Annotated in this window: 22 protein-coding genes; 7 read left to right on the top strand and 15 right to left on the bottom strand. The window is 72.1% G+C overall.

The window, feature by feature from the left end:
• Window positions 1–3: 3 nt before the first annotated feature.
• The 4 genes from GXW76_RS12320 to GXW76_RS12305 form a co-directional block, all read right to left on the bottom strand.
• Entirely contained in the window at window positions 4–333 is a 330-nt protein-coding gene (locus GXW76_RS12320) for an SMR family transporter (RefSeq protein ID WP_211862319.1), read from the bottom strand.
• A gap of 18 nt (window positions 334–351) precedes the next feature.
• Window positions 352–1,212, bottom strand: coding sequence for an EipB family protein (locus GXW76_RS12315; RefSeq protein ID WP_211862318.1), 861 nt, complete (start codon window positions 1,210–1,212; stop codon window positions 352–354).
• A 35-nt stretch (window positions 1,213–1,247) separates the two neighbouring features.
• Window positions 1,248–3,050 (bottom strand): aspartate--tRNA ligase, encoded by a 1,803-nt coding sequence (aspS, locus tag GXW76_RS12310; RefSeq protein ID WP_211862346.1) that lies wholly within the window; start codon window positions 3,048–3,050, stop codon window positions 1,248–1,250.
• 306 nt (window positions 3,051–3,356) lie between these two features.
• On the bottom strand, window positions 3,357–4,307 hold the full coding sequence (locus tag GXW76_RS12305) for an aldo/keto reductase (RefSeq protein ID WP_211862317.1): 951 nt from the start codon (window positions 4,305–4,307) through the stop codon (window positions 3,357–3,359).
• Window positions 4,308–4,420: 113 nt separating this feature from the next.
• Between GXW76_RS12305 and rnd the strand changes: the two genes are divergently transcribed.
• Window positions 4,421–5,608, top strand: coding sequence for a ribonuclease D (rnd, locus tag GXW76_RS12300; RefSeq protein ID WP_211862316.1), 1,188 nt, complete (start codon window positions 4,421–4,423; stop codon window positions 5,606–5,608).
• Window positions 5,609–5,843: 235 nt separating this feature from the next.
• On the opposite strand, the gene GXW76_RS12295 is transcribed toward rnd, so the two are convergent.
• Genes GXW76_RS12295 through GXW76_RS12270 form a run of 6 tightly spaced genes read right to left on the bottom strand, consistent with a single transcriptional unit; the run spans window position 5,844 to window position 12,814 of the window.
• Window positions 5,844–7,364 (bottom strand): Ppx/GppA family phosphatase, encoded by a 1,521-nt coding sequence (locus tag GXW76_RS12295; protein WP_338150946.1) that lies wholly within the window; start codon window positions 7,362–7,364, stop codon window positions 5,844–5,846.
• Window positions 7,365–7,368: 4 nt separating this feature from the next.
• On the bottom strand, window positions 7,369–9,528 hold the full coding sequence (locus GXW76_RS12290; protein ID WP_211862315.1) for an RNA degradosome polyphosphate kinase: 2,160 nt from the start codon (window positions 9,526–9,528) through the stop codon (window positions 7,369–7,371).
• A 32-nt stretch (window positions 9,529–9,560) separates the two neighbouring features.
• Window positions 9,561–10,319, bottom strand: coding sequence for an HdaA/DnaA family protein (locus GXW76_RS12285; protein ID WP_211862314.1), 759 nt, complete (start codon window positions 10,317–10,319; stop codon window positions 9,561–9,563).
• On the bottom strand, window positions 10,316–11,497 hold the full coding sequence (locus GXW76_RS12280; RefSeq protein WP_338150945.1) for an AI-2E family transporter: 1,182 nt from the start codon (window positions 11,495–11,497) through the stop codon (window positions 10,316–10,318). Before GXW76_RS12280 ends, GXW76_RS12285 begins: the two co-directional genes overlap by 4 nt.
• A complete protein-coding gene (locus tag GXW76_RS12275; protein WP_246514164.1) occupies window positions 11,494–12,102 on the bottom strand; it encodes a CDP-alcohol phosphatidyltransferase family protein in 609 nt (202 codons plus the stop codon). The genes GXW76_RS12280 and GXW76_RS12275 overlap by 4 nt, the downstream gene beginning before the upstream one ends.
• Window positions 12,086–12,814, bottom strand: a complete 729-nt coding sequence (locus GXW76_RS12270) for a hypothetical protein (protein ID WP_211862313.1) — start codon at window positions 12,812–12,814, stop codon at window positions 12,086–12,088. The genes GXW76_RS12275 and GXW76_RS12270 overlap by 17 nt, the downstream gene beginning before the upstream one ends.
• 80 nt (window positions 12,815–12,894) lie before the next feature.
• On the opposite strand from GXW76_RS12270, the gene purM reads away from it, so the two are divergent.
• The 4 genes from purM (at window position 12,895) to GXW76_RS12250 (ending at window position 15,654) form a co-directional block, all read left to right on the top strand.
• On the top strand, window positions 12,895–13,974 hold the full coding sequence (gene purM / locus GXW76_RS12265) for a phosphoribosylformylglycinamidine cyclo-ligase (RefSeq protein WP_211862342.1): 1,080 nt from the start codon (window positions 12,895–12,897) through the stop codon (window positions 13,972–13,974).
• A complete protein-coding gene (gene purN, locus GXW76_RS12260; protein ID WP_211862312.1) occupies window positions 13,971–14,654 on the top strand; it encodes a phosphoribosylglycinamide formyltransferase in 684 nt (227 codons plus the stop codon). The genes purM and purN overlap by 4 nt, the downstream gene beginning before the upstream one ends.
• Window positions 14,655–14,686: 32 nt before the next feature.
• Complete coding sequence (locus GXW76_RS12255; RefSeq protein WP_211862311.1) at window positions 14,687–14,842, top strand: aa3-type cytochrome c oxidase subunit IV; 156 nt, start codon at window positions 14,687–14,689, stop codon at window positions 14,840–14,842.
• A gap of 575 nt (window positions 14,843–15,417) precedes the next feature.
• Complete coding sequence (locus GXW76_RS12250; protein WP_211862310.1) at window positions 15,418–15,654, top strand: phage baseplate assembly protein V; 237 nt, start codon at window positions 15,418–15,420, stop codon at window positions 15,652–15,654.
• A 92-nt stretch (window positions 15,655–15,746) separates the two neighbouring features.
• On the opposite strand, the gene ndk is transcribed toward GXW76_RS12250, so the two are convergent.
• Entirely contained in the window at window positions 15,747–16,169 is a 423-nt protein-coding gene (ndk, locus tag GXW76_RS12245) for a nucleoside-diphosphate kinase (RefSeq protein WP_211862309.1), read from the bottom strand.
• A gap of 241 nt (window positions 16,170–16,410) precedes the next feature.
• Between ndk and GXW76_RS12240 the strand changes: the two genes are divergently transcribed.
• Entirely contained in the window at window positions 16,411–18,273 is a 1,863-nt protein-coding gene (locus tag GXW76_RS12240; RefSeq protein WP_211862308.1) for an ABC-F family ATP-binding cassette domain-containing protein, read from the top strand.
• 18 nt (window positions 18,274–18,291) lie between these two features.
• On the opposite strand, the gene GXW76_RS12235 is transcribed toward GXW76_RS12240, so the two are convergent.
• Window positions 18,292–18,477: a hypothetical protein gene (locus tag GXW76_RS12235; RefSeq protein WP_211862307.1), complete on the bottom strand. Its 186-nt coding sequence runs from the start codon at window positions 18,475–18,477 to the stop codon at window positions 18,292–18,294.
• A gap of 168 nt (window positions 18,478–18,645) precedes the next feature.
• Between GXW76_RS12235 and GXW76_RS12230 the strand changes: the two genes are divergently transcribed.
• Window positions 18,646–19,614, top strand: coding sequence for a Bug family tripartite tricarboxylate transporter substrate binding protein (locus tag GXW76_RS12230; RefSeq protein ID WP_211862306.1), 969 nt, complete (start codon window positions 18,646–18,648; stop codon window positions 19,612–19,614).
• 16 nt (window positions 19,615–19,630) lie between these two features.
• Here the strand turns inward: GXW76_RS12230 and GXW76_RS12225 are convergent, their stop codons facing one another.
• From GXW76_RS12225 to GXW76_RS12215, 3 genes are all read right to left on the bottom strand, one after another.
• Complete coding sequence (locus tag GXW76_RS12225) at window positions 19,631–20,080, bottom strand: DNA polymerase III subunit chi (RefSeq protein ID WP_211862305.1); 450 nt, start codon at window positions 20,078–20,080, stop codon at window positions 19,631–19,633.
• A gap of 4 nt (window positions 20,081–20,084) precedes the next feature.
• Window positions 20,085–20,501 carry a hypothetical protein gene (locus tag GXW76_RS12220; RefSeq protein WP_211862304.1) on the bottom strand — a complete coding sequence of 139 codons (417 nt, stop codon included), beginning with the start codon at window positions 20,499–20,501 and terminating at the stop codon, window positions 20,085–20,087.
• The coding region (locus GXW76_RS12215; RefSeq protein ID WP_211862303.1) for a leucyl aminopeptidase family protein at window positions 20,498–21,793 on the bottom strand (1,296 nt) is incomplete at its 5' end. The genes GXW76_RS12215 and GXW76_RS12220, both read right to left, overlap by 4 nt.

The raw sequence follows: 21,793 nt of genomic DNA, 5'->3' as shown, positions 1-21,793 counted from the left end.
GGTTCAGTGGGCCGCCGATCTGGAGAACAGGTTCACCACCAGGACGCCGGCGATGATCAGCACCATGCCGATGATCGCCGGCAGATCCAGCGACTGGCGGAACCAGATCCAGCCGACGGCCGAGATCAGCACGATCCCGACGCCCGACCAGATCGCATAAGCGATGCCGGTCGGGATGGTGCGCAGCGTGAGCGCCAGGAAATAGAAGGCGATGCCGTAGCCGATCACGGTCACCACGCTCGGCCACAGGCGGACGAAACCGTCCGAAGCCTTCAGCGCCGAGGTCGCGATGACCTCCGCGACGATCGCGATCGTCAGATAGAGATAGGTCATGACCGGCCCCAGCCGCCGTCAGCAGCCGCCGGACAGTTCCTCGAGCTTCACCATCCGGCCGTCCACGACGAACTCACGGAAGTCCATCAGCATCTGGTCGGCGACGCCGTTCTCCCAGTAGCGCAGGGAAACCTCGTAGGACGGCGTCGTCGCGCCCCCGCCCTGCTGCTGGGCGTCGCGGTCGAAGAAGGCGATGCGCATCCGCACCGAGCCGAGCGGAGAAAGGAGCGGGAACTCCGCCACCTCCCGCGGGCCTTCCCAGGCCGAAAGCACGGTCGTGCTGTCCTGCGCCCCGTCCGCCGAGGTGCCGTCGAAGAGCGGCGCCACGACCAGCCGCTGCCCGCCTCGCGCCGCGTTGAGGGTGGCGAGGGTGTGGATATTGGGCAGCAGCGTGCCGGGGGGCAGCCGCTCCTCCTTCACCTCGGGCTCGGTGTAGCGGACCACGCCCGTGCCGTCGGCGGCGAGTTCCGCCTCTCCCGCGACGCGGGTGGTGACGGCACCCTGCGTCATCTGCGTCAGGGTGAAACGCAGGCGGCGCCCGTCCTTGGTCTCGAAGGTCGAGTAGTCCGAGGCTGTCTCCACCTCGGTCCCGTCGCGGTCGGTCAGCGTCAGCGAGAAGCGCTGGCGGGAGGCCCAGCCGTCGCAGGCGTCCACCATCTCATAGACCATCGCGCCCTGGGCGTTGGCGATGTTCCCCGGTTCCCGCGCGCGGGAGAGGCTGAGCCGGTAGGCTGCCCGGTGCGCCAGCAGGTGCCGCGCCTCCAGCGCCTGGCCGAGAGGCACGGAGGCCGCCGGGGCCGGCGCTGGCGCCTGCGCCTGGATCGCGGGCGCTGCGAGCAGGCCGCCGGCAACCAGGATGGAGAAGAGGCTCAGCCGCATCGCGGGCTCCCGAGTCTTAGGACCAGGCGCTCAACTTAGGCTGTCTTGGGTCCCGCCGCACCCTTCGCCGGCGGCAGGTCGAGCCGGATGTGCAGTTCCTTCAGCCGCGCCGGCGGCACCGGGGCGGGGGCCTGCATCATCAGGTCCTCGCCCTGCTGGTTGAGCGGGAAGAGGATCACCTCGCGGATGTTGGGCTCATCGGCCAGCAGCATGACGATACGGTCGATGCCCGGGGCCGAGCCGCCATGCGGCGGGGCGCCGTAGCGGAAGGCGTTGAGCATGCCGCCGAAGCGGGCCTCGACCTCGTGCTCGCTGTAGCCGGCGATCTCGAAGGCGCGGATCATGATGTCCGGGCGATGGTTGCGGATCGCGCCCGACGACAGTTCGACACCGTTGCAAACGATGTCGTACTGGAACGCCTTGATGTCCAAGGGGTTCATCGTGTTCAGCGCCTCGAGCCCGCCCTGCGGCATCGAGAACGGGTTGTGGCTGAAGTCGATCCCGCCGGTGTCCTCGTTCAGCTCGTACATCGGGAAATCGACGATCCAGCAGAAGCGGAACTCGTTCGACGCGATGAGATCGAGGTCCTCGCCGATGCGCGTGCGCACCTTGCCGGAGAACTTCGGCGCCTCGTCCTTCTTGCCGGCGGCGAAGAAGACGGCATCGCCGGGGTTCAGGCCGCAGGCGGCGCGGATTGCTTCCACGCGGTCGGCTTCCAGGTTCTTCGCAATCGGGCCCTTCGGGCCGTCGGCAGCGAACTGGATGTAGCCGAGGCCACCGGCACCCTCGGCGCGCGCCCATTCGTTCAGCTTGTCGAAGAAGCCGCGCGGCTTGTCCGCCGCACCCGGCGCCGGGATGGCGCGCACGATGCCGCCCGAGGCCGCGATCTTGGCGAAGAGCCCGAAGCCCGAACCCGCGAAGTGTTCCGTGACATCCGTGATCTTCAGCGGGTTGCGCAGGTCCGGCTTGTCCGAGCCATAGACCAGCATCGCCTCGTCATACGGGATGCGCGGGAAGGGCGCGCCATAGACCTTCCGCTCGCCCGCGAATTCCTCGAAGACACCGGCGATCACCGGCTCGATGGCGGCGAAGACGTCCTCCTGCGTGACGAAGCTCATCTCGAAGTCGAGCTGGTAGAACTCGCCAGGGCTGCGGTCGGCGCGGGAGGCCTCGTCGCGGAAGCAGGGCGCGATCTGGAAGTAGCGGTCGAAGCCCGCGACCATCGCCAGCTGCTTGAACTGCTGCGGCGCTTGCGGCAGCGCGTAGAACTTGCCGGGGTGGTTGCGCGCCGGCACCAGGAAGTCGCGCGCGCCTTCGGGCGAGGACGCCGTCAGGATCGGCGTCTGGAACTCGATGAAGCCCTGTTCGATCATACGACGGCGGATCGAGGCGATGACGCCTGCGCGCAGCATGATGTTGCGGTGCTGGCGTTCGCGCCGCAGGTCGAGGAAGCGGTAGCGCAGGCGTAGGTCTTCCGGGAATTCCTGCTCGCCCGCCACCTGGATGGGCAGCATCTCGGCGGCGGACTGGATCGCGATCTCGCGCACGCGGATCTCGACCTCGCCGGTCGGCAGCTTCGCGTTCACCGTGCCTGCCTCGCGCAGCACCACCTCGCCGGTGACGGTGATGACGCTCTCGGGACGGGTCTCCTCCAGCGTCGCCAGAATCGGCGAGCCGGCCGCCACCACGCACTGCGTCATCCCGTAGTGGTCGCGCAGGTCCACGAAGAGCAGCCCGCCATGGTCGCGCTTGCGGTGCACCCAGCCGGACAGCCGCACGGTCGTGCCGGCGTCGGAGGCGCGAAGCGCGGCGCAGGTATGGGTGCGATAGGCGTGCATGTCGGAAACCGTACTCGATGCCATGGGAAGCCGCGCAAAGGGACCGACCGGCCCGGCGCTGTCAAGCCGAGGGCGGGCGGAGAAGGGCGCTGCCCCGCTCCGGACCTCTCCCCGCCAAAGGCCTAGGGGCCTTTGGAAACCGAGTTTTTCATCGGCGATTTCGGGGAAGGGACTCACCCGCGCACCCGTTATCGCCGGCGCACCTGCCCCCTCCCCGAAATCGCCGACCAGGTCATGGTGTCCAGAGGCCTTTCGGCCTCTGGCGGGCGGGGGTCCGGGGGAGGGCAGCGCCCTCCCCCGCAGCCGTCACGCGCTGGCCGCATCCAGTTCGGCCATCTCCGCTGTGTTCAATGCCAGCGTCGCCGCCTTCGCCAGTTCCGCCAGTTGTTCCGGGCTGGTCGCGCTGGCGATCGGCGCGGTGATGCCCGGCCGGGCGATCTGCCAGGCCAGGGCCGCGGCCGCCGGCGTCACGCCCCGCGCCTTCGCCACCGCATCGAGCGCCGCCAGCACCCGGTCCCCCTTCGCGCCCATGTGCTTGGCCACGCTGCGCGGCCCGCGGACGGATTTCGACAGGTCCCCTTCCGCCCGGTACTTGCCGGTCAGGAAGCCCGAGGCCAGCGCGGAATAGGTGATGATCCCCACCTGCTCCGCCCGGCAAAGCGGCAGGAGGTCCGCTTCGATGCCCCGGTCCATCAGGTTGTAGACGGGCTGGTGGCTCTCGAAGCGCGGCAGGCCCTGTGCCGCGCTGAGGTCTAGCGCCGCCTTCAGCCGCGCCGCCGAGTAGTTGGACGACCCGATCGCCCGGACCTTCCCGGCCTCGATCAGCTTCTGGAAGGCACCGAGCGTCTCGGCGAGCGGCGTCACCTCGTCATCCTTGTGCGCCTGGTAGAGGTCGATACGCTCGATCCCGAGCCGCTTGAGGGACGCCTCGCAGGCCGTAGCGATCCAGGCCGGCGAGAGGCCCTTCCCCTGCCCCGGCATCTCCATGCCGCACTTGGTCAGGATCAGCACCTTGTCCCGCGCGCCGGGCCGGGCCTTCAGCCATTCGCCGATGATCGCCTCCGATTCGCCGCCGCGATGGCCTTCGGCCCAGGCCGAATAGACGTCGGCGGTGTCGATCGCGACCAGGCCATGCTCCAGGCAGGCGTCGAGCAGCCGGAAGGACGCCGCCCGATCCGCCGTCCAGCCGAAGACATTGCCGCCGAAGACAACCGGCGGAACCTGCAGGCCGGACCGGCCGAGCGCGCGCATCTGCATGGGGGAACCCCTCCTGTTCGGGTGCCGGAGCATGCCCCCGCGTCCGGCCCGGGGCCAGCCCCGGCCCTGCTTTGCCTTTTCCTCCCCGCCCCCCGGGTCTAGAAGCGCCGGCGATGAGCCGTCGTCCCGCCGTTGCCGCCGAACCCACCCCTGTCCTGATCACCGAGACCGAGGCCCTCGCCGCCCTTTGCGCGCGGCTCCGGACCGAGACATTCGTCACGGTGGACACCGAATTCATGCGGGAACGGACCTATTGGCCCGAACTCTGCCTGGTCCAGCTCGCCTCCGACACCGAGGTCGCGCTGGTGGATGCGCTGGCGCCGGGGCTGGATCTCGCCCCGCTCGGCGAATTGCTGGCCGACCAGGCGGTGACGAAGGTCTTCCATGCCGCCCGCCAGGACGTGGAAATCTTCCTGCTGAAGTTCGACGCGGTGCCGACGCCGCTCTTCGACACCCAGGTCGCGGCGATGGTCGCGGGCTATGGCGACCAGGTCTCCTATGACGGGCTGTGCCGGTCCCTGGCCGGCACGCAGATCGACAAGGCGCACCGCTTCAGCGACTGGTCGGCCCGGCCGCTTTCCGCCGCCCAGATGGCCTATGCCGCGGCGGACGTGACGCATCTGCGGAAGATCTACACCGCGCTCGACGCCAGGCTGCGCCGCGAAGGGCGCCTCGCCTGGGTGGCGGAGGAGATGGGCGCGCTGGCCGACCCCGCGACCTACCGGCTCGACCCCGAAAGCGCCTGGGAACGGCTGCGGCCGCGCACCGGCAACCGGCGCTTCCTCGGCATGCTGCGCGCCGTCGCCGCCTGGCGGGAACGCGAGGCCCAGCGCATCAACATCCCGCGCCAGCGCCTGGTGAAGGACGAGACGCTTCTCGAGATCGCCGCCACCATGCCCGAGACGCCGGCCGACCTCGCCCGCGCCCGCGGCATCTCGGAAGGCTTCGCCAAGGGGCGCTCCGGCACCGGGCTGCTCGCCGCCGTGAAGGCCGGCAAGGAGGTGCCGGACGAGGCGCTGCCGGAGGCGCCCAAGGACCGGCACGGCCCGCCGCCCTCCCCCGCGCTGGTCTCCCTGCTCAAGGTCCTGCTCGCGGCCAAGAGCGAGGAACACAACGTTGCCCCGCGCCTGCTCGCCAGCAGCGACGACCTCGACCGCCTGGCCGCCGGCGACGGCACCGAAGTCGCGGCCCTGCACGGCTGGCGGCGCGAGGTGTTCGGCGAGGCCGCGCTGGCGCTGAAGACGGGGCGGCTGGCGCTGGGGGTGGACGGGAAGCGGGTGAAGCTGATCCCGGCAGGGTAAGGGCGCAGCGGAGAGGGGCGCTGCCCCTCTCCGGGCCTCTCCCCGCCAAGGGCCCAAAGGCCCTTGGAACCCATGAGATTCAATTGGGGACTTCGAGGAGGGGCGGGCGCGCCGCTCCATCGAACGCGCGCCCGCAAGCCTCTACTCCGAACTCCCGACCGAAAGCTGGTGTCCAGAGGCCTTTCGGCCTCTCGCGGGTGGGATCCGGGGAGGGCAGCGCCCTCCCCGCCGCGCCCTACCCCGCGACCTCCACCACCGCCTCCAGCCCCAGCACCGCCGCCAGGGCCTCCACGCGCCGCATCACGCTCTCCCCCGCGAAGACGCCGCTGCCTTCCACCAGGCGCAGCACCAGCCGGCCCCCGCTGCGTTCCAGCGCCGTGCCCGCCAGCAATTCCGGCGTGCCGCCCGAAAGGGTGTAGGCGAGCCGCAGCGCCGCCCCGAGCGTCTCGGCTCGCCGCACCACCGCGACGTCCAGCAGCACCCGCGCCGCCTGCAGGAAGGCCGCGTCGGGCGCCGCGTCGTAGCGCAGCGCCACGGCGAGTGCGAGGAAGGCGCGCTCATGGTGGTCGAGCCCCGCCCCCGCCTGGCGGAGCACGCGGAAATAGGCGTGCTCGGCGCGGTAGTCCGGGTGGTCGTGGCTGCCGGTATCGCTGACCCAGCAGGCCGCGGCGCGCAGCGATGCCTCGGCCACGCCTTCGCGCTCGAAGAGGCCGGCTGTCCATTGCGCCAGGGCGGGCGGCAGGCGCGGGTCGCGCCCGAAGCGTTCGGCAAGGTCCCGCGCGGCGGCGATCAGCGGGTCGCGGCGCCGCTCGGCGGCCTCGATATGGCGGGCGTACCAGCCCTCGCGCAGGCCGTTGGCGCTGAACACGACGCGGCGGGCGCCGGTCGCGCGCAGCAGGCGGCGCATGACCATCGCCGCCCAGGGCAGGTCCTGCAGGCGCTTGGTCGGCGCGCCGGGCATCCGTTCGAGGGTGCGGCGCGTCGCGGCCATCACCACGCCGGAAAGGTCCCGCGCTTCCTCCCGCGACAGCACGTAGTGGTGCACGATCGATAGCGGATAGGCGGTCTGCGCGATGTGCATCCGCGCCAGCGCGCGCCAGGCGCCGCCGACCAGGTAGAGGTCCCGGCCCGAGCCCTCATCCAGCCAGGTGGCGCGGCCGAGTTCCTCGGTGGCGAGCGCGCGGCCGCGCTGGATGTCCCCGCCGGAACGCTCGGACAGGCGGATGGCGCCGAGCGGCAGGCTGATCGCCCGCCCGGCGCGCCCCTGGGCCAGCTCCACCAGTTCGAGCGAGCCGCCGCCGATGTCGCCCAACACGCCGTCGGCGCCGGGGAAGCCGAGCAGCACGCCGTCGGCCGACAGCAGCCCTTCCTCCTGCCCCGTCAGGACGCGGATGCCGAGGTCGGGCAGGCGCGCGCGCAGGGCGGCGACGAAGGCGGATCCGTTCGCCGCGTCGCGCACCGCGGCGGTCGCCAGCACCTCCACCGGATCGGCGCCCATGGCGCGCGCGACCGTGTGGTAGCGCACCATGACGGTGACGGCCTGCTCGACCGCCTCCTCGTTCAGCTTGCCGGTCGAAACCAGCCCGCGGCCGAGGCCGAGCACCGCCTTCTCGTTGAAGATGGTCACCGGGTTGCGCCCGCGCCCCTCGAAGACCACGAGGCGGACGGAGTTGGAGCCCAGATCGACCACCGCCGAGCGTGCCCGGGCGAACCCGCCACCCGTCCAGGCGGGGCCGTCGCGAAGAAGCGTGTTCACCGTGTCAGTCCTGCATCACCCGGTCCTGCCGCTGCCGCCGCGGCGCGCCCTTGAGCGCGCTGCCCCGGCCGGACAGGGATGGGTTGGTCATGAAGTATTCGTGCGCCGAGACCGGCTTCTCACCGGCCGCGAGGCGCGTCCACTCGCCGTCCGGCCCGAGTTGCCAGGACTGCATCGTGTCCTTGAGGTTCACCACCATGATCTGGTCGACCACCTGCGCGTGCACGGTGGGGTTCTCGACCGGCACCATGGTCTCGACGCGCCAGTCCATGTTGCGCGCCATCCAATCCGCGCTGCTGATGTAGACGCGCGCGCGCCGCGACGGCAGCCGGTGCCCGTTGCCGAAGACGCAGATGCGCGAATGCTCGAGGAAGCGCCCGACGATCGACTTCACGCGGATGTTCTCGGACAGTCCCTTCACGCCAGGGCGCAGGCAGCAGATGCCGCGCACCACGGCATCCACCTTCACGCCCGCGCGCGATGCGGCATAGAGCGCGTCGATCAGCGTCTCGTCCACCAGCGAGTTCATCTTGATCCATATCGCCGCCGGCTTGCCTTCCTTGGCGAAGGCGATCTCCTGCTCGATCAGGCCGAGCAGCGTCGGGCGGATCGTGAGCGGCGAGAAGGCGAGCTTCTCCATCGTCTCCGGCCGCGCATAGCCGGTCATGAAGTTGAACAGCTTGGCGGCGTCCCGCGTCAGCGCCGGGTCGGCGGTGAAGTAGGACAGGTCCGTGTAGATGCGCGCGGTGACCGGATGGTAGTTGCCGGTGCCGAAATGCGCGTAGGAGCGAAGCTGGTTGCCCTCCCGCCGCACCACCAGCGAAACCTTGGCGTGCGTCTTCAGCTCGACGAAGCCGTAGACCACCTGCACGCCGGCGGCTTCAAGCTCGCGCGCGAGGGCGATGTTGCGCTCCTCGTCGAAGCGCGCCTTCAGTTCCACGATGCCGGTGACGGACTTGCCGGCCTCCGCGGCCTCGATCAGCGCCTTGGCGATCGGGCTGTCGCGCGTGGTGCGATAGAGCGTCTGCTTGATCGCGACGACGTTGGGGTCGCGCGCCGCCTGGCGCAGGAACTGGACCACCACGTCGAAGGATTCGTAGGGGTGGTGGACGACGATCTCCTTCGCCTTGATCGCCGCGAAGCAATCCCCGCCATAGTCGAGGATGCGCTCCGGGAAGCGCGGCGTGTAGGGCGTGAAGAGCAGGTCCGGCCGGTCGTCCACGATCAGCTGCGTCAGGTCCGAAAGCCCGAGCAGGCCATCGACCAGGAACACCTCCGCACGCGGCGCCTCGAGCTCGTCAGCGACGAAGTCCAGCATATCCGCGGGCGTGGCGGCGGTGACGGACAGCCGGATCGGCCGGCCGCGGCGGCGGCGCTTGAGCGCCGTCTCGTAGGACCGCACCAGGTCCTCCGCCTCTTCCTCGAATTCCACGTCGGTGTCGCGGATCAGGCGGAACAGCCCGTTCTCCGCGGGGATGAAGCCCGGGAAGAGCCGGTCGAGGAAGAGCTGGATCAGGTCCTCGAGCTGCACGAAGCGGATGCCGGGCACGCCTTCGCGCGCCGGCAGGCGGACGAAGCGCTGCACCTGGGGCGAGAGCGGCAGCAGCGCGCGCATCGTGCCGCCATCCTCCTCCCGCACCAGTTTCAGCACCATGCAGAGCGAGAGGTTGGAGATGAACGGAAAGGGATGCGCCGGATCGACCGCAAGCGGCGTCAGCACCGGGAAGACCCGGTCCATGAAGTAGCCTTCGAGCCATTCCCGGTCGGCCGCGTCCAGCTCGGCCTGCTCGCACACCATCACGCCGGCGTCGCGCAGCAGGCCGCGCAACTCCCGCCAGGCCGCCTGCTGCCCCTCGATCAGCGCCTCGGCGCGGTCGTGGATGGCGGCAAGCTGGCGCGCCGGCGTCTTCCCGTCGTGGGAGAGCTTGCCGATCCCGGCCCTCTCCTGCCCCACCAGGCCGGCGACGCGCACCGAATAGAACTCGTCGAGGTTCGAGGCCGAGATGGCGACGAAGCGCAGCCGCTCGAGCAGCGGGTGATGCGGGTTGGTCGCCTCCTCCAGCACGCGCTGGTTGAAGGCGAGCCAGGAGAGTTCGCGGTTGATGTAGCGGGCCGGGCTGGTGAGGAGGGCATCCTCCGGCGGGGGCGTCGGCGCGTCGTTCATGCGGGCGTGCCTGGAATGGTCATATGGCGAATTTACAGCAGTGCGGGCATGGGGGGCGAGGCTGCAGCGGGGAATGTCTCGGAAGCATCATCGTCGGCGCCTTCCCCGAAGCCCTCCCAGTCGGCCAGGGCCGCGCGCGCCAGGGGGCGGGTGACCGCTGCGGCAGCCATCAGCGCGGCGCGGTCGAGCCGCGCCACCGCCTCGGCCAGCACCGCCGCCTCCCGCCGCAGCCTGGCGAGCAGCCAGGCCTGCACCTCGGGCGCGACGCGCAACTGCCGGTCGGCGAAGAGCTTGGCCAGCAGCGCGGCCAGCAGCGCATCACCCGGGCGGCCGATGCCGACCGCGGTCGTCGCCCTCAGCCGGCTGGCGAGGTCCGGCAGCGCCACCTTCCAGCGCGCGGGCGCCTCCCTACCCACCAGCAGCAGCCCCTCCCCCCGCTCGGCGCAGAGGTTGATCAGGTGCAGCAGGGCCGGTTCCTCGGCCACCGCATCGGCATCGTCCAGCACCGTGCCGCCGGCCGCCGGGGCCGGCAGCCCGCGCAGCGAGGGTCCTTCCAGGAAGCGCCAGCCCCGTTCGGCGGCGAAGGCGTGCGCCATGTGGGTCTTGCCCACCCCCTCCGGCCCGAAGATGGCGAGCCGTCGGCCCGGCCAGGTCTCCGGCCGGTCGAGCCAGGCGAGCGCCTCCGCGTTCGAAGCGTCCTCGAGCAGGTCGGCCCGCGCGCAGGAGGTGGCGATGGGCAACGGCAGGGCGAATTGCCGCGCCGTGCGGTGCGCGGGCGCGCCGGACATCATGTCCCCGTCCGCGGCGGGTCGAGGTAGAGGGGGCTTTCGAGATACCGCCGCAGCCAGTAGCGCGCGACGACGCCGAGTGCCGCGGCCATCGGCACCGCCAGCAGCACGCCCAGGAAGCCGAACGCCACGCCGCCGGCAAACAGGGCGAAGATCACCCAGACCGCGTGCAGTTCCACCCTGTCCCCGAGCAGGTAGGGGTAGATGACGTAGCCCTCGATCGTCTGGCCGACCAGGAAGATGCCGACCACCATCAGCACCTCGTTCCAGGTGCCGAACTGGCCCATCGCCAGCAGCACCGCGGCGACGAAGCCGGTCAGCGAGCCGACATAGGGGATGAAGGTCAGGATGCCCGCCATCAGCCCGACGGTCAGGCCCAGTTCCAGCCCCACCAGTTGCAGCGCGATGGCATAGAAGAGGCCGAGCGCCGCGCAACATAACAGTTGGCCGCGCAACCAGGCCGCGAGCACGCGGTCCGTGTCCCGCGCCAGTTGCCGCAGCACGGCCGAGTTGCGCCGCGGCAGCCAGGATTCGATGCGCCCCAGCATCGCCTGCCAGTCCCGCAGCAGGTAGAACGCGACCACCGGCACCACGATGACCAGCGTGAAGACCTGGAACAGCGCGAAACCGCCGCCGATCAGCCGCGTCGCCGCCGTGCCGAGCCAGGACAGCATGGTGCCCGCCTGGTTGATCGCGAGGTCGCGCAGGCGCTGGTCCACCATCTCGGGGCCCAGCGCTTCCTCGAGATGCATCAGCCCTTCCTGCAGCAGCGCGGCGACGCCCGAGACATAGGCCGGCAGCCGCTGCACCAGCACGCCGATCTGCGAGAGGATCAGCGGATAGAGCAGGAGCCCTGCCGCGAGGGCCAGCGCCATCAGCAGGAAGATCAGCAGGAAGGCGGCGAGGCCCCGCCGCACGCCGATGCGCGACAGGTGCGTCGCCACCGGGTCGAGGAAATAGGCGACGACGGCGGCCAGCACGAAGGGCGTCAGGATCCCCTGGAACAGCCAGAGGGAGAACAGCAGCGCCCCCCCGAAGCCAAGCACCAGCCCGAGCCGCTGCCGCGGCGTCGCCGTGCGCGGCGCCGACGGCGGCGGGAAGCGCCCGCCGGCGAGCGCTGACGGCGACCCGGCGCGGGACAGGTCGGCCTTGGCGGGCGGGCGGGGCGGCGCCTCGCTCACGGTGCGCCGCCGCCCGTCAGCCTGGCGGCCTGAACCACATAGGCGGCGCCCGAGGCGGCCGTGGTGACGGCGACAATCCAGATCGCCACTTCCAGCAGCGTCGGCGCCTGGAGCCCGAAGCCCGCCAGCAGCAGCGCCAGCGCCGCCAGCGCGAGCTGCGCGAAGGTATTCGCCTTGGAGATCATCAGCGGCCTGATCCGCGTCGGCACGCCGAGCACCCAGAGCAGGATCACGCCCCCCACGATCAGCAGGTCGCGGAACACCACCAGGATGGCGAGCCAGTCCGGCAGCACGTTGATGGCCGCGAGCGTGACATAGACCGAGACCAGCAGCGCCTTGTCCGCGATCGGATCCAGCAGGGCGCCGAGCGCCGAACGCGCATTGCGCACCCGCGCCAGCCAGCCGTCGACCGCATCCGAGATGCCGGCGCCGACGAAGACCAGGAAGGCGTAGTCCAGCCTGTGCTGCAGCATCAGCCACACCGCCGCCGGCACGGCGAAGAGCCGCCCGAGGGTGATGAGGTTCGGCAGGGTGAAGAGCCCCGCCTCCACATCGGCCGAGGCCGGAGGCCCCGTTCGGCGGACGCGGTCAGGAGCGTCCGGCAAGGCCGACGCGCCAGGCGTCGCCGGGCGCTCCCGAACCCGGGACGAGGCTGACGCCCTGCCGCCCCAGTTCCTCCGCCGCCACTGCCGGCGGCGCCCGCAGGCCAAGGCGCAGCCGCGCCCGGTCGGTGGAGATCGCCGTCACCTCGATCCGCGCCGCGCCGCGTAGCCGCCGCCGCAATTCGAGCCATTCGTTGAGCGAGCCGTAGAGCGCGACCGCCTCGACGGTCGAAGCCACCGCCACCGGCGCGGTCGGGCGCGGCACGGCGTCGCCCTCAGTGCCACCGTGCCCGCCGCCGCCCTCGGCCGTGCCGGCGCCGCCGGTATAGGCGCGCGCCCGGCCCGGGTTGAAATTCACCGTGATGCGGCCGGCATAGCGCGTGGGGGTGGTGCGTTCCTCCTCGATGATGATGGAGGTCACCATCGCCTCGATCTGCGCGTCGCTGAGCTGGCGGGTCACGCCGGCGGCGCCGGCGATGCGCTCCCAGGCGGCGCGGCGGCCGGCGACGAAGGCCCTTTCGCGCGCGATCACGCCGTTCTCGGCAGTCGCCTCGGCGGGCACGCCGCGCTGGGTGAAGGAGATGGCGGCAGGTGCGGCCGGGGCCTCCTGCGCCGCGGCAGGCACGGCAAGCGCCAGCAGGGCGGTTGCGATGAGCGCCGCCACATGGTTCTTTCCGCGCGCCCGCGCGAGACGACCCTTGTGTGGCATAGCCATCCCCATTTCCCTGCCAGCGGCCGAGGCCGGCCGCGTCGCGGCGCCAAGCCGCCCCTTGCCATAGCCGATCGGAGGCCGCCCTGACCAGTTCCCCGTCTCCCTCCCTCACCTATCGCGCGGCGGGCGTGGACATCGAGGCCGGCGACGCGCTGGTCGAGGCGATCAAGCCGCTCGCCAAATCCACCGACCGCACCGGCACCATGGGCGGACTCGGTGGCTTCGGCGCGCTGTTCGACCTCAGGGCGGCGGGGTTCAAGGATCCCGTGCTGGTGTCCTCGACCGACGGCGTCGGAACGAAGCTGCGCGTCGCCATCGAGGCCGGCATCCACGCCACCGTCGGCATCGACCTTGTCGCCATGTGCGTGAACGACCTGATCGTGCAGGGGGCGGAGCCGCTCTTCTTCCTCGATTATTTCGCCACCGGGAAGCTCGAGGTCGCGGCCGCGAAGGACGTCATCGCGGGAATCGCCGAGGGCTGCCGCCAGGCCGGCTGCGCGCTGGTGGGCGGCGAGACGGCCGAGATGCCCGGCATGTATGCCAAGGGCGACTACGACCTCGCCGGCTTCTCGGTGGGTGCGGCGGAACGCGGCGCGCTGCTGCCGGTGGGGCTCGGCGCGGGGGACGTGCTGCTCGGCCTCGCCTCCTCCGGCGTGCATTCCAACGGATTCTCGCTGGTGCGGCGGGTGCTGGAGGCGCGCGGGCTGTCGCTGCACGATGCCGCGCCCTTCGCGCCGGGGAAGACGCTCGGCGCGGCGCTGCTGGAACCGACGCGCATCTATGTGAAGCCGCTGCTCGCGCTGCACCGCGCCGGGCTGCTCAAGGCCGCCGCGCACATCACCGGCGGCGGGCTGCCGGGCAACCTTCCGCGCGTGCTGCCGACGGGCCTGACGGCCGTTCTGGACGCGACCTCCTGGCCCGTGCCGCCCGTCTTCGCCTTCCTCGCCGAAGCCGGGAACGTCGCGGCGGACGAGATGCTGCGAGTCTTCAACTGCGGCCTCGGCATGGTGATCGCCGTGCCGGCCGCGCGCGCGGCGGACGCCACCGCGATGCTGGAAGCGGCGGGCGAGCGCGTCTTCCGCATCGGCGTGCTGGAATCCTCCGAAGGCCCGGCCGGCATCCGCATCGACAACCTGCCCGCCTCCTGGCCGCGCGTGGCATGAGCGCCGCGCGCCGCCGCGTCGCGGTGCTGATCTCCGGGCGCGGGTCGAACATGGCGGCGCTGATCGAGGCCGCCGCCGATCCCGCCTACCCGGCCGAGATCGCGCTCGTGCTGTCGAACCGCGCCGGCGCCGCGGGCCTCGCCCATGCCGCCGCGCGCGGCGTGCCGACGGCGGTGGTGGAAAGCCGCGCCTTCAAGGGCGACCGCGCGGGGTTCGAGGCGGCAATGGAGGCCGAGATCGCCCGCCACGGCGCCGGGATCATTGCCCTGGCCGGTTTCATGCGGGTGCTGACGGAAGGCTTCGTCGCGCGCTGGGAAGGCCGCATGATCAATGTCCACCCGTCCCTGCTGCCCGCCTTCCCCGGCCTCGACACCCATGCCCGCGCGATCGCCGCGGGCGTGCGGCTGCATGGCTGCACGGTGCACATGGTCACGGCGGGCGTGGATGAGGGCCCGATCCTCGCCCAGGCCGCCGTCCCGGTGCTGCCGGAGGACACCGAAGCGAGCCTCGCCGCGCGGGTGCTGGCGCAGGAGCACCGGCTCTATCCCGCCGCGCTGGCCTGGCTCGCCGCCGGCTGCGTGACGATCCGGGACGGCCGGGCCACCGTCGCGGCGGCTGCGTCGGCGGAGGGAGTGCTCACCAACCCCTTGCCGTTCCCGCCAGGGCTTTCTAAACGCTGAGGGTAGAGAAAGAGTGGTTGGGGATCGCTACCGTGGCCGAACAGCAGACTTATGAATTCGTAGAGGTGAAGGCCGCGGACATTCTCGCGGAGCGCCAGCAGACCTGGGGCGGTTTCACCTCCTTCCTCACCTGGTCGCTCGTGACCATCGCGATCCTGCTGGTCCTGATCTACGCCATCTGGGGCTGACGGTCGGGCCGCGAGCGGCCCCGCCGAACCGATTCGGGCCCGGCCCGACCGCGCGCCGTGACGGCGGCGGGTTGGGGCGGCCGGGCAGCCTGCCTTGCCGGTCGTCACAGCCCGCATGGCGCATGCGCGCGCATCCGAGGGGGGGGGCGCTCGCCACTGCCTCGGCGATGACGGTGGCGCCCGGCGCATGGGCCATGGCCGCCACCACGGCGACAGTGGTGCGGGTGCGATCCGCGCCCGGGCCGCTGCCCTCGATCCCCGCCGTCGGGGCCGGGTCCGGCTTCACCGCGGCGAGATCCGCCCCCGCGTCATGTGCCCCCCCCGGCATGCGCCCCCTCCCGCGCGCGCGACGGCGCGCGTCGCGATGCCGTCCACGCCCAGCCCCTTTGTCCACCGGAGCCGGCGCGCGCCCTTAAGGCCGCGTGAGCGCGGTCATTGCCGCTGCGCGACCTGCATGCTCCGAATGGCGCGGCCCCAGGTGTAGCCTGGGGGTCCGCGCAGGGCGCCGCACCCGCCCGCCGGACCGTGCCGGGCGGGCGCGAGGCCGGTGCGCGGGAAGGACAGGAGCAGGGCACATGGCCACCATGCACGGACTGGCACGCGGGATCGTCACCGATACATCGGACCCCTCCGGGGCGGGCCGGGTCCGTATCCAGTTGCCGGCACTGGCCGGCTCGGGCGGGGTATGGGCCTCGGTCTGCACGCCCTTCGGCGCGACGCCGGGCTCCACCACACCGATCGGCGCCGAGGTCTGGGTCGGCTTCGAGCACGGCGACGAGAACCGTCCCGTGGTGCTCGGCGTCGCCGGCTGAACGACGGACGCAAACGCGAACGCCCCCGGAGGCTCTCTCCCCGGGGGCGCTGCTCGACGGTCAGGCTGCGCCGCCGGGGCGGCGCGGGCGATTCACTCGACGATTTCGTAGCCGGCGAAGAAGTAGGCGATCTCGGCCGCCGCGTTCTCCGCGCTGTCGGAGCCATGCACGGAATTCGCCTCGATGCTCTCGGCGAAGAGCTTGCGGATGGTGCCCTCGTCGGCATTCGCCGGGTTGGTGGCGCCCATCAGCTCGCGGTTCTTGGCCACGGCGTTCTCGCCTTCCAGCACCTGCACGACGACCGGGCCGGAGACCATGAAGTCCACCAGATCATTGTAGAACGGGCGGGCGGCATGCACCTCGTAGAACTTCTTCGCGTGCGCGCGGGACATCCAGATGCGCTTCTGGGCCACGATGCGCAGGCCGTTCTTCTCGAAGATGGCATTGATGGCGCCCGTCAGGTTGCGGCGGGTCGCGTCGGGCTTGATGATGGAGAAAGTGCGCTCGGTGGCCATGGGTCTGTCCTCGGTCTTTTCGGGATCGGGGCGCCCGATAGGCGGGATGGGCCCCGCGCGCAACCCCCGGCCGATGACGGATACGCCCGGCATCATGGCCGGCGCACCCGGACGCCGGGCCGTGGGGCGGTCGCGTGCAGGACAAGGGGGATACCGTCGGCGGCGAGATGCTGCCACGGGTCGGCGCGACCGCCGCCGAGCGTATGACAGCCGGCCCCAGGCCCGCTAGAAGCGCCACCGCATGACCGTCCTTTCCATCCGTGACCTCACCATCCGCATCGCCGGCCGGCCGCTGCTGGAAGGGGCGAACCTGCAGATCGACGACGGCCGGAAGGTCGGCCTGGTCGGCCGCAACGGCGCCGGGAAGTCCACCCTGCTGCGCGCCATCACCGGGGAATTGCAGCCCGATGGCGGGGAGATCCGCCTCGCCGCCCGCGCCCGGCTCGGCCATGTCGCGCAGGAAGCCCCCGGCGGGGATGTCAGCCTGCTCGACATCGTGCTCGCGGCCGACACCGAGCGCGCCGCCCTGCTCGCCGAGGCCGACAGCCACCCCGACCCCCACCGGCTGGCCGAGATCCATGACCGCCTCATCGCCATCCGCGCCGACAGCGCGCCGGCGCGGGCGGGGGCGGTCCTCTCGGGCCTCGGCTTCGACGCCGCGGCGCAGGCCCGGCCGTCGCGGGAATTCTCCGGCGGCTGGCGGATGCGCGTGGCGCTGGCGCGCGCGCTGTTCCTCGAGCCCGAGTTGCTGCTGCTGGACGAACCGACCAACCATCTCGACCTCGAAGCCGCGCTGTGGCTCGAGACCTGGCTGCAGCGCTTCCCCGGCGCGGCGATCGTCGTCAGCCACGACCGCGGCCTGCTGGAACGCTGCGTCGATTCCATCGCGCATCTCGATCGCGGCGGGATCACGCTCTACCCGGGCAATTTCGCGGACTTCGTGCGCATCCGGGCAGAGCGCCAGGCGCAGCAGGCGGCGCTCAATACCAAGGTCGTGGCGGAACGCGCCCGCATCCAATCCTTCGTGGACCGCTTCCGCGCCAAGGCGACCAAGGCGCGGCAGGCGCAGTCCCGCCTCAAGGCCCTGGAACGCCTGCCCCCGATCGAGGCAGTGGTCGAGGACACCCCCGTCCGCTTCGCCTTCCCCGCCCCCGAGCCGCTGTCGCCCCCCATCCTGTCGCTGAACGGCTGCGCGGTCGGCTACGGCGGCCCGCCGATCCTGCGCAACATGAACCTGCGCCTCGACCCGGACGACCGCATCGCGCTGCTCGGCGCCAACGGCAACGGCAAGTCCACGCTGGCGAAACTGCTCGCGGGGCGGCTGGAGCCGGAAGGCGGCACGCATTTCCGCGCCCGTTCACTGAGGGTCGGCTACTTCGCGCAGCACCAGGCCGAGGAACTGAACCTCGACGGCACGCCGCTGACCCACATGCAGGCGGCGCTGCCCAAGGCCACCGAGACGCAGTGCCGGAGCCAGCTCGCCCGTTTCGGCCTCGATGCCGATCGCGCGGACAACAAGGTGACCGCGCTCTCGGGCGGGGAGAAGGCACGGCTGCTGCTGGCGCTGACCACCCGCGACGCGCCGCAACTGCTGATCCTCGACGAACCGACCAACCACCTCGACATCGATGCGCGCGAGGCGCTGGTGAAGGCGCTGGCGGAATTTTCCGGTGCCGTGGTGCTCATCACCCACGACCCGCATCTCGTGGAACTGGCGGCGGATCGGCTCTGGCTGGTGGCCGATGGCGCGGTGACGCCCTTCGACGGGGACCTCGACGAATACCGCGCGCTGCTCGCCGAGCGCGCCCGCGGCCCGCGTCCGGAAACCCCCGATGCCCGCGCCGAGGCTCGCCGCGAGCGGGCCGGCGCGCGCATCGCCACTGCCCCCTTGCGCGCCCGCCTCAAGGAAGTCGAAGCCGCGCTCGACCGCCTTTCGCGCGAGGATGGCCTGATCGAGAAGCGGCTTTCCGACCCCGACACCTATGCGCGCTTCAAGCCCGAGGACATCGCCTGGGCCAACACGCGCCGTGCCGCTATCGCGAAGGAGGTCGCGGCGCTCGAGGAGGAATGGCTGGAGCTCTCCGCCCGGCTGGACGCCGCCTGACGCGCGGCGCGCGGAGGTTCAGCGGGGCTTGGCCGCCGGGCGAAGCGCCGGCAGGCGGCGGCGCAGGTCTTCCTCGTCCAGCGTGCGGCGCATGAAGGTCGGCCACAGCGCGCGGCCGGTCGGCGGTTCCTCGACCCCCGCGGCGCTGCGCACATGGGTCCGGTCGGCCAACTCGGCCGGCCGGGGCGAGTTGATGCCTTCCATCACGCCCCTCCTTCGTCCGATGCAGTCCAACCTATTCCGCCGCCGCGGCGGAATTCAATGAACTGATCGGTTACAATTCTGGGTCGCTCTGGACCGAAGGCGCGGGATCGGCCAACAGGGCGGCGAAGGCCGGCGCGCCGGCGCCGCCACCTCCCGGGAGGAACCGCCATGATCCGTCGCCGCGCCTTGCTCGCTGCCCCCGCTCTCACCCTGCCCGTTGCCGCCGCGCGGGCGCAGGCCTGGCCGTCGCGCCCGGTGCGCGTCGTCCTCGCCTATCCGCCGGGCGGATCGACCGACGTGCTGGCACGCACCCTCGCGGCCGCGCTGCAGGATGCGATCCCGGGCAGCACCTTCGTGGTGGACAACCGCCCGGGCGGCGCCGCCGTCGTCGGCACCCAGGCGGTCGCGCAGGCGGCGGCGGACGGCTACACGCTGTCGCTCGGCAACAACCAGACGCATGCGGCCAATGCGGCGATGCTGTCCTCCCTGCCCTACGATCCTGTTGCGGATTTCGCGCCCATCGCGCGGCTCGCCGCGGTGCACCACGCGCTGGTGGTGCCGGCCAACGGGCCGCGGACGCTGGCCGAACTCGCGGCGAAGGGGAAGAACGGCGGGCGCGTGACCTATGCCTCCTCCGGCGTCGGCTCGGCGAGCCATGTGATCGCGGAAACCTTCGTCCGGCGCGAGCGCATGGACGCGACGCACGTGCCCTACCGCGGCGGCGCGCAGGCGACGACGGACACGGTCGCGGGCACCGTGGACTTCTTCGTCTCGACCTGGCCGCAGGTGGTGGCGCTGGTGCGCGAGGGGCGGCTGCGGGCGCTCGGCATCGGCGCCCCGGCCCGCCTGCCGGAAACGCCCGACGTGCCGACCTTCGCTGAACTGAATGCGCAGGATCTCGCCGTCGATGCCTGGTTCGGTCTCTGGGCGCCGGCGCGCACACCGGCGGAGATCGTCGCGCGCCTTTCGGACGCGCTGCAACGCATCCTGGCCCAGCCGGAGATGCAGCAGCGCCTGACCGGCCAGGGCTTCGTCGCCGCGCCGCTGCCGGCCGAACCCTTTGCCGCCTTCCAGCGGGAGGAAGTGGCGCGCTGGCGCCGCCTGGTGGAACTGACCGGGATCCGGCTGGAAGGCTGAACGGGAGGAGGGCCCGTCAGGCCTTCTTCTCCCACCCCCCGGGGCCCTGCTGCCAGTAGGCGAGCGCGTGCCCGGCCGCCTTCGCCGCCACCCAGCGGCGGCGGGCGGCCGCCACCGCCGCCTCGTCGCCGCCGTCGAAAAGGTCGAGCACGCGGTCGTACTCCGCCAGCCGCGCGCTGTCCGCGCCGTCCACCAGGAACAGGAAGCGCGCGCCATTGCCCGGCGCGATGTCGGCGGTGCCGAGCAGGATCGGCTGCAGCGCGTCGTTCTCCCCGCCCGCCTGGCCGTGCGGCAGCCAGTCCGGTTCCGGCGCCGTCCACAGTGCGGCGTCGAGCGCCTTGGCGCGCTCCGTCTCCCCGCACAGGACATAGGCGCGGCCACCCGATTGCAGCATGCGGCCGAGCAGCCGCGGCAGGGCCTGCTCCAGGGGCGTGCGGGTCAGGTGGTAGAAGCCGATCTCCGCCATGCCGCTACTTGGAAACCCCGCCCGGCGCGCATCGCAGGCGATAGAAGTTGTGTGCCGGGACGGAGTCCTCGGCACGCCGAAGCCAGGTCTCGACCAGGACCGTGCCGTCGGTGGAAACCGTCGCGCGATTGAACACGGCCGTGACGCGGGCTGCCTCGCGCGGGTCGGGAAAGGTCACCAGACGGACCGAGACGCCATCCCCCATGGGCGTGAATTCCGTGGTGGTGCGCTGGCCGTTGGCGAGCGTCAGCACGATGCGGCGCAGCATCCCGCCCTCGATGACCGCCGCGTAGCCGGTCGCCGGGACCATGCCGGGGCGCGAGGTCGCCTCGATCTGCTCGCAGGGCAGCAGCGCCTGGGCCGAGGCCGGCGCGGGCGCCGTCGCCATCGCCAGCAGGGCCGGCAGCAACAGCGCCTTCATGGCTCCTGCTCGAAGCGCATCGAGACCAGGCGGTCGAGCAGCCGGACGCCGAAGCCGGTCGGCCCCGCCGGGCCGAGGTCATGCGCCGCCTCCGCCGTGTCCATCCCGGCGATGTCCAGGTGCGCCCAGGGCGTCTGGCCGACGAATTCGCGCAGGAAGGCGGCGGCGTGGCAGGCATCGGGAACGAAGCGTCCCGCCCAACCATCGCCCCCGGCCGGCACGCATTGCCTGAGGTCGGCGATGTCGGACTTCAGGTCCTCCCGGTGCCGCTCGCCGATCGGCAACGGCCAAAGCCTCTCGCCCACGGCCTCCCCCGCCGCGGCGGCTGCCGCCATGAGGGCCGCCTCCGTCCCGAACAGCCCGGCGCGATGGTGGCCGAGTGTTGAGATCACCGCGCCGGTCAGGGTCGCGAGGTCGATCATCGCGCGCGGACGGAAGCGCGCGATGGCATGGTGCAGCGCATCCGCGAGGACCAGCCGCCCCTCCGCGTCGGTGTCGATCACCTCCACCGTGCGGCGCGAGGAGGTGCGGATCACGTCGCCCGGGCGATAGGAGCGCGCACCGGTCGCGTTCTCCGCGATGGCGAGCACCGCCACCGCCGGCGCGGGGGATTTCCGCCGGGCCAGGGCCAGCATCGCCCCCGCGCAGGCGGCCGCGCCCGCCATGTCGGCGCGCATCGCCTCCATCCCGGCGGCCGGCTTGATCGAGACGCCGCCGGTGTCGAAGACGATGCCCTTGCCGACGAAAGCGACGGGGGGCACAGGCAGCACGCCGCGCCAGCGCAGCACCGCGAGACGCGGCGGGCTGTCGCTGCCGCCGCCCACCGCGAGCAGCGCGCCGAAGCCGTGGCGCTCCAGCCATTTCCGGCCGTGGATCTCGACCTCGAGCCCCTCATCCGCCAGCGCCTCGAGCCGCTCGGCGAAGGCGCGCGTGGTCAGGCGGTTGGCGGGCTCGGCGGTCAGGTCGCGCGCAAGGAGGCAGCCGGCCACGCCGGGGGCCAGGCGCGCATAGGCCGCCTCCGCCGCCACCTCTGCCTGTGGCAGGTGGACGGTCAGGCGCGACAGGCGCTTCGCCACATCCTTCGTCCGCAGCCCGTCGAAGCGCCACGCGCCGAGCGCCACGCCGGCCGCCACCGCCGCCGCCTCCTCGGGCGAAAGCCCCTCGGCAGCGAGGTCGAGTTCGGTCGCCTCCCCGGCGGCCAGGGCGGCGGCCGCGCCGGCGGTCTCGGCGGCGCGTTGCGTGCGGTCCTTGCCGAGCCCCACCAGCAGCCGGTGCGGCCGCCCCGGCAGGTC

It is taken from the genome of Neoroseomonas soli (assembly GCF_018129065.1).
GTDB classification, from domain to species: Bacteria; Pseudomonadota; Alphaproteobacteria; order Acetobacterales; family Acetobacteraceae; genus Neoroseomonas; species Neoroseomonas soli.
This window is presented reverse-complemented; position numbering and strand designations above follow the sequence as displayed.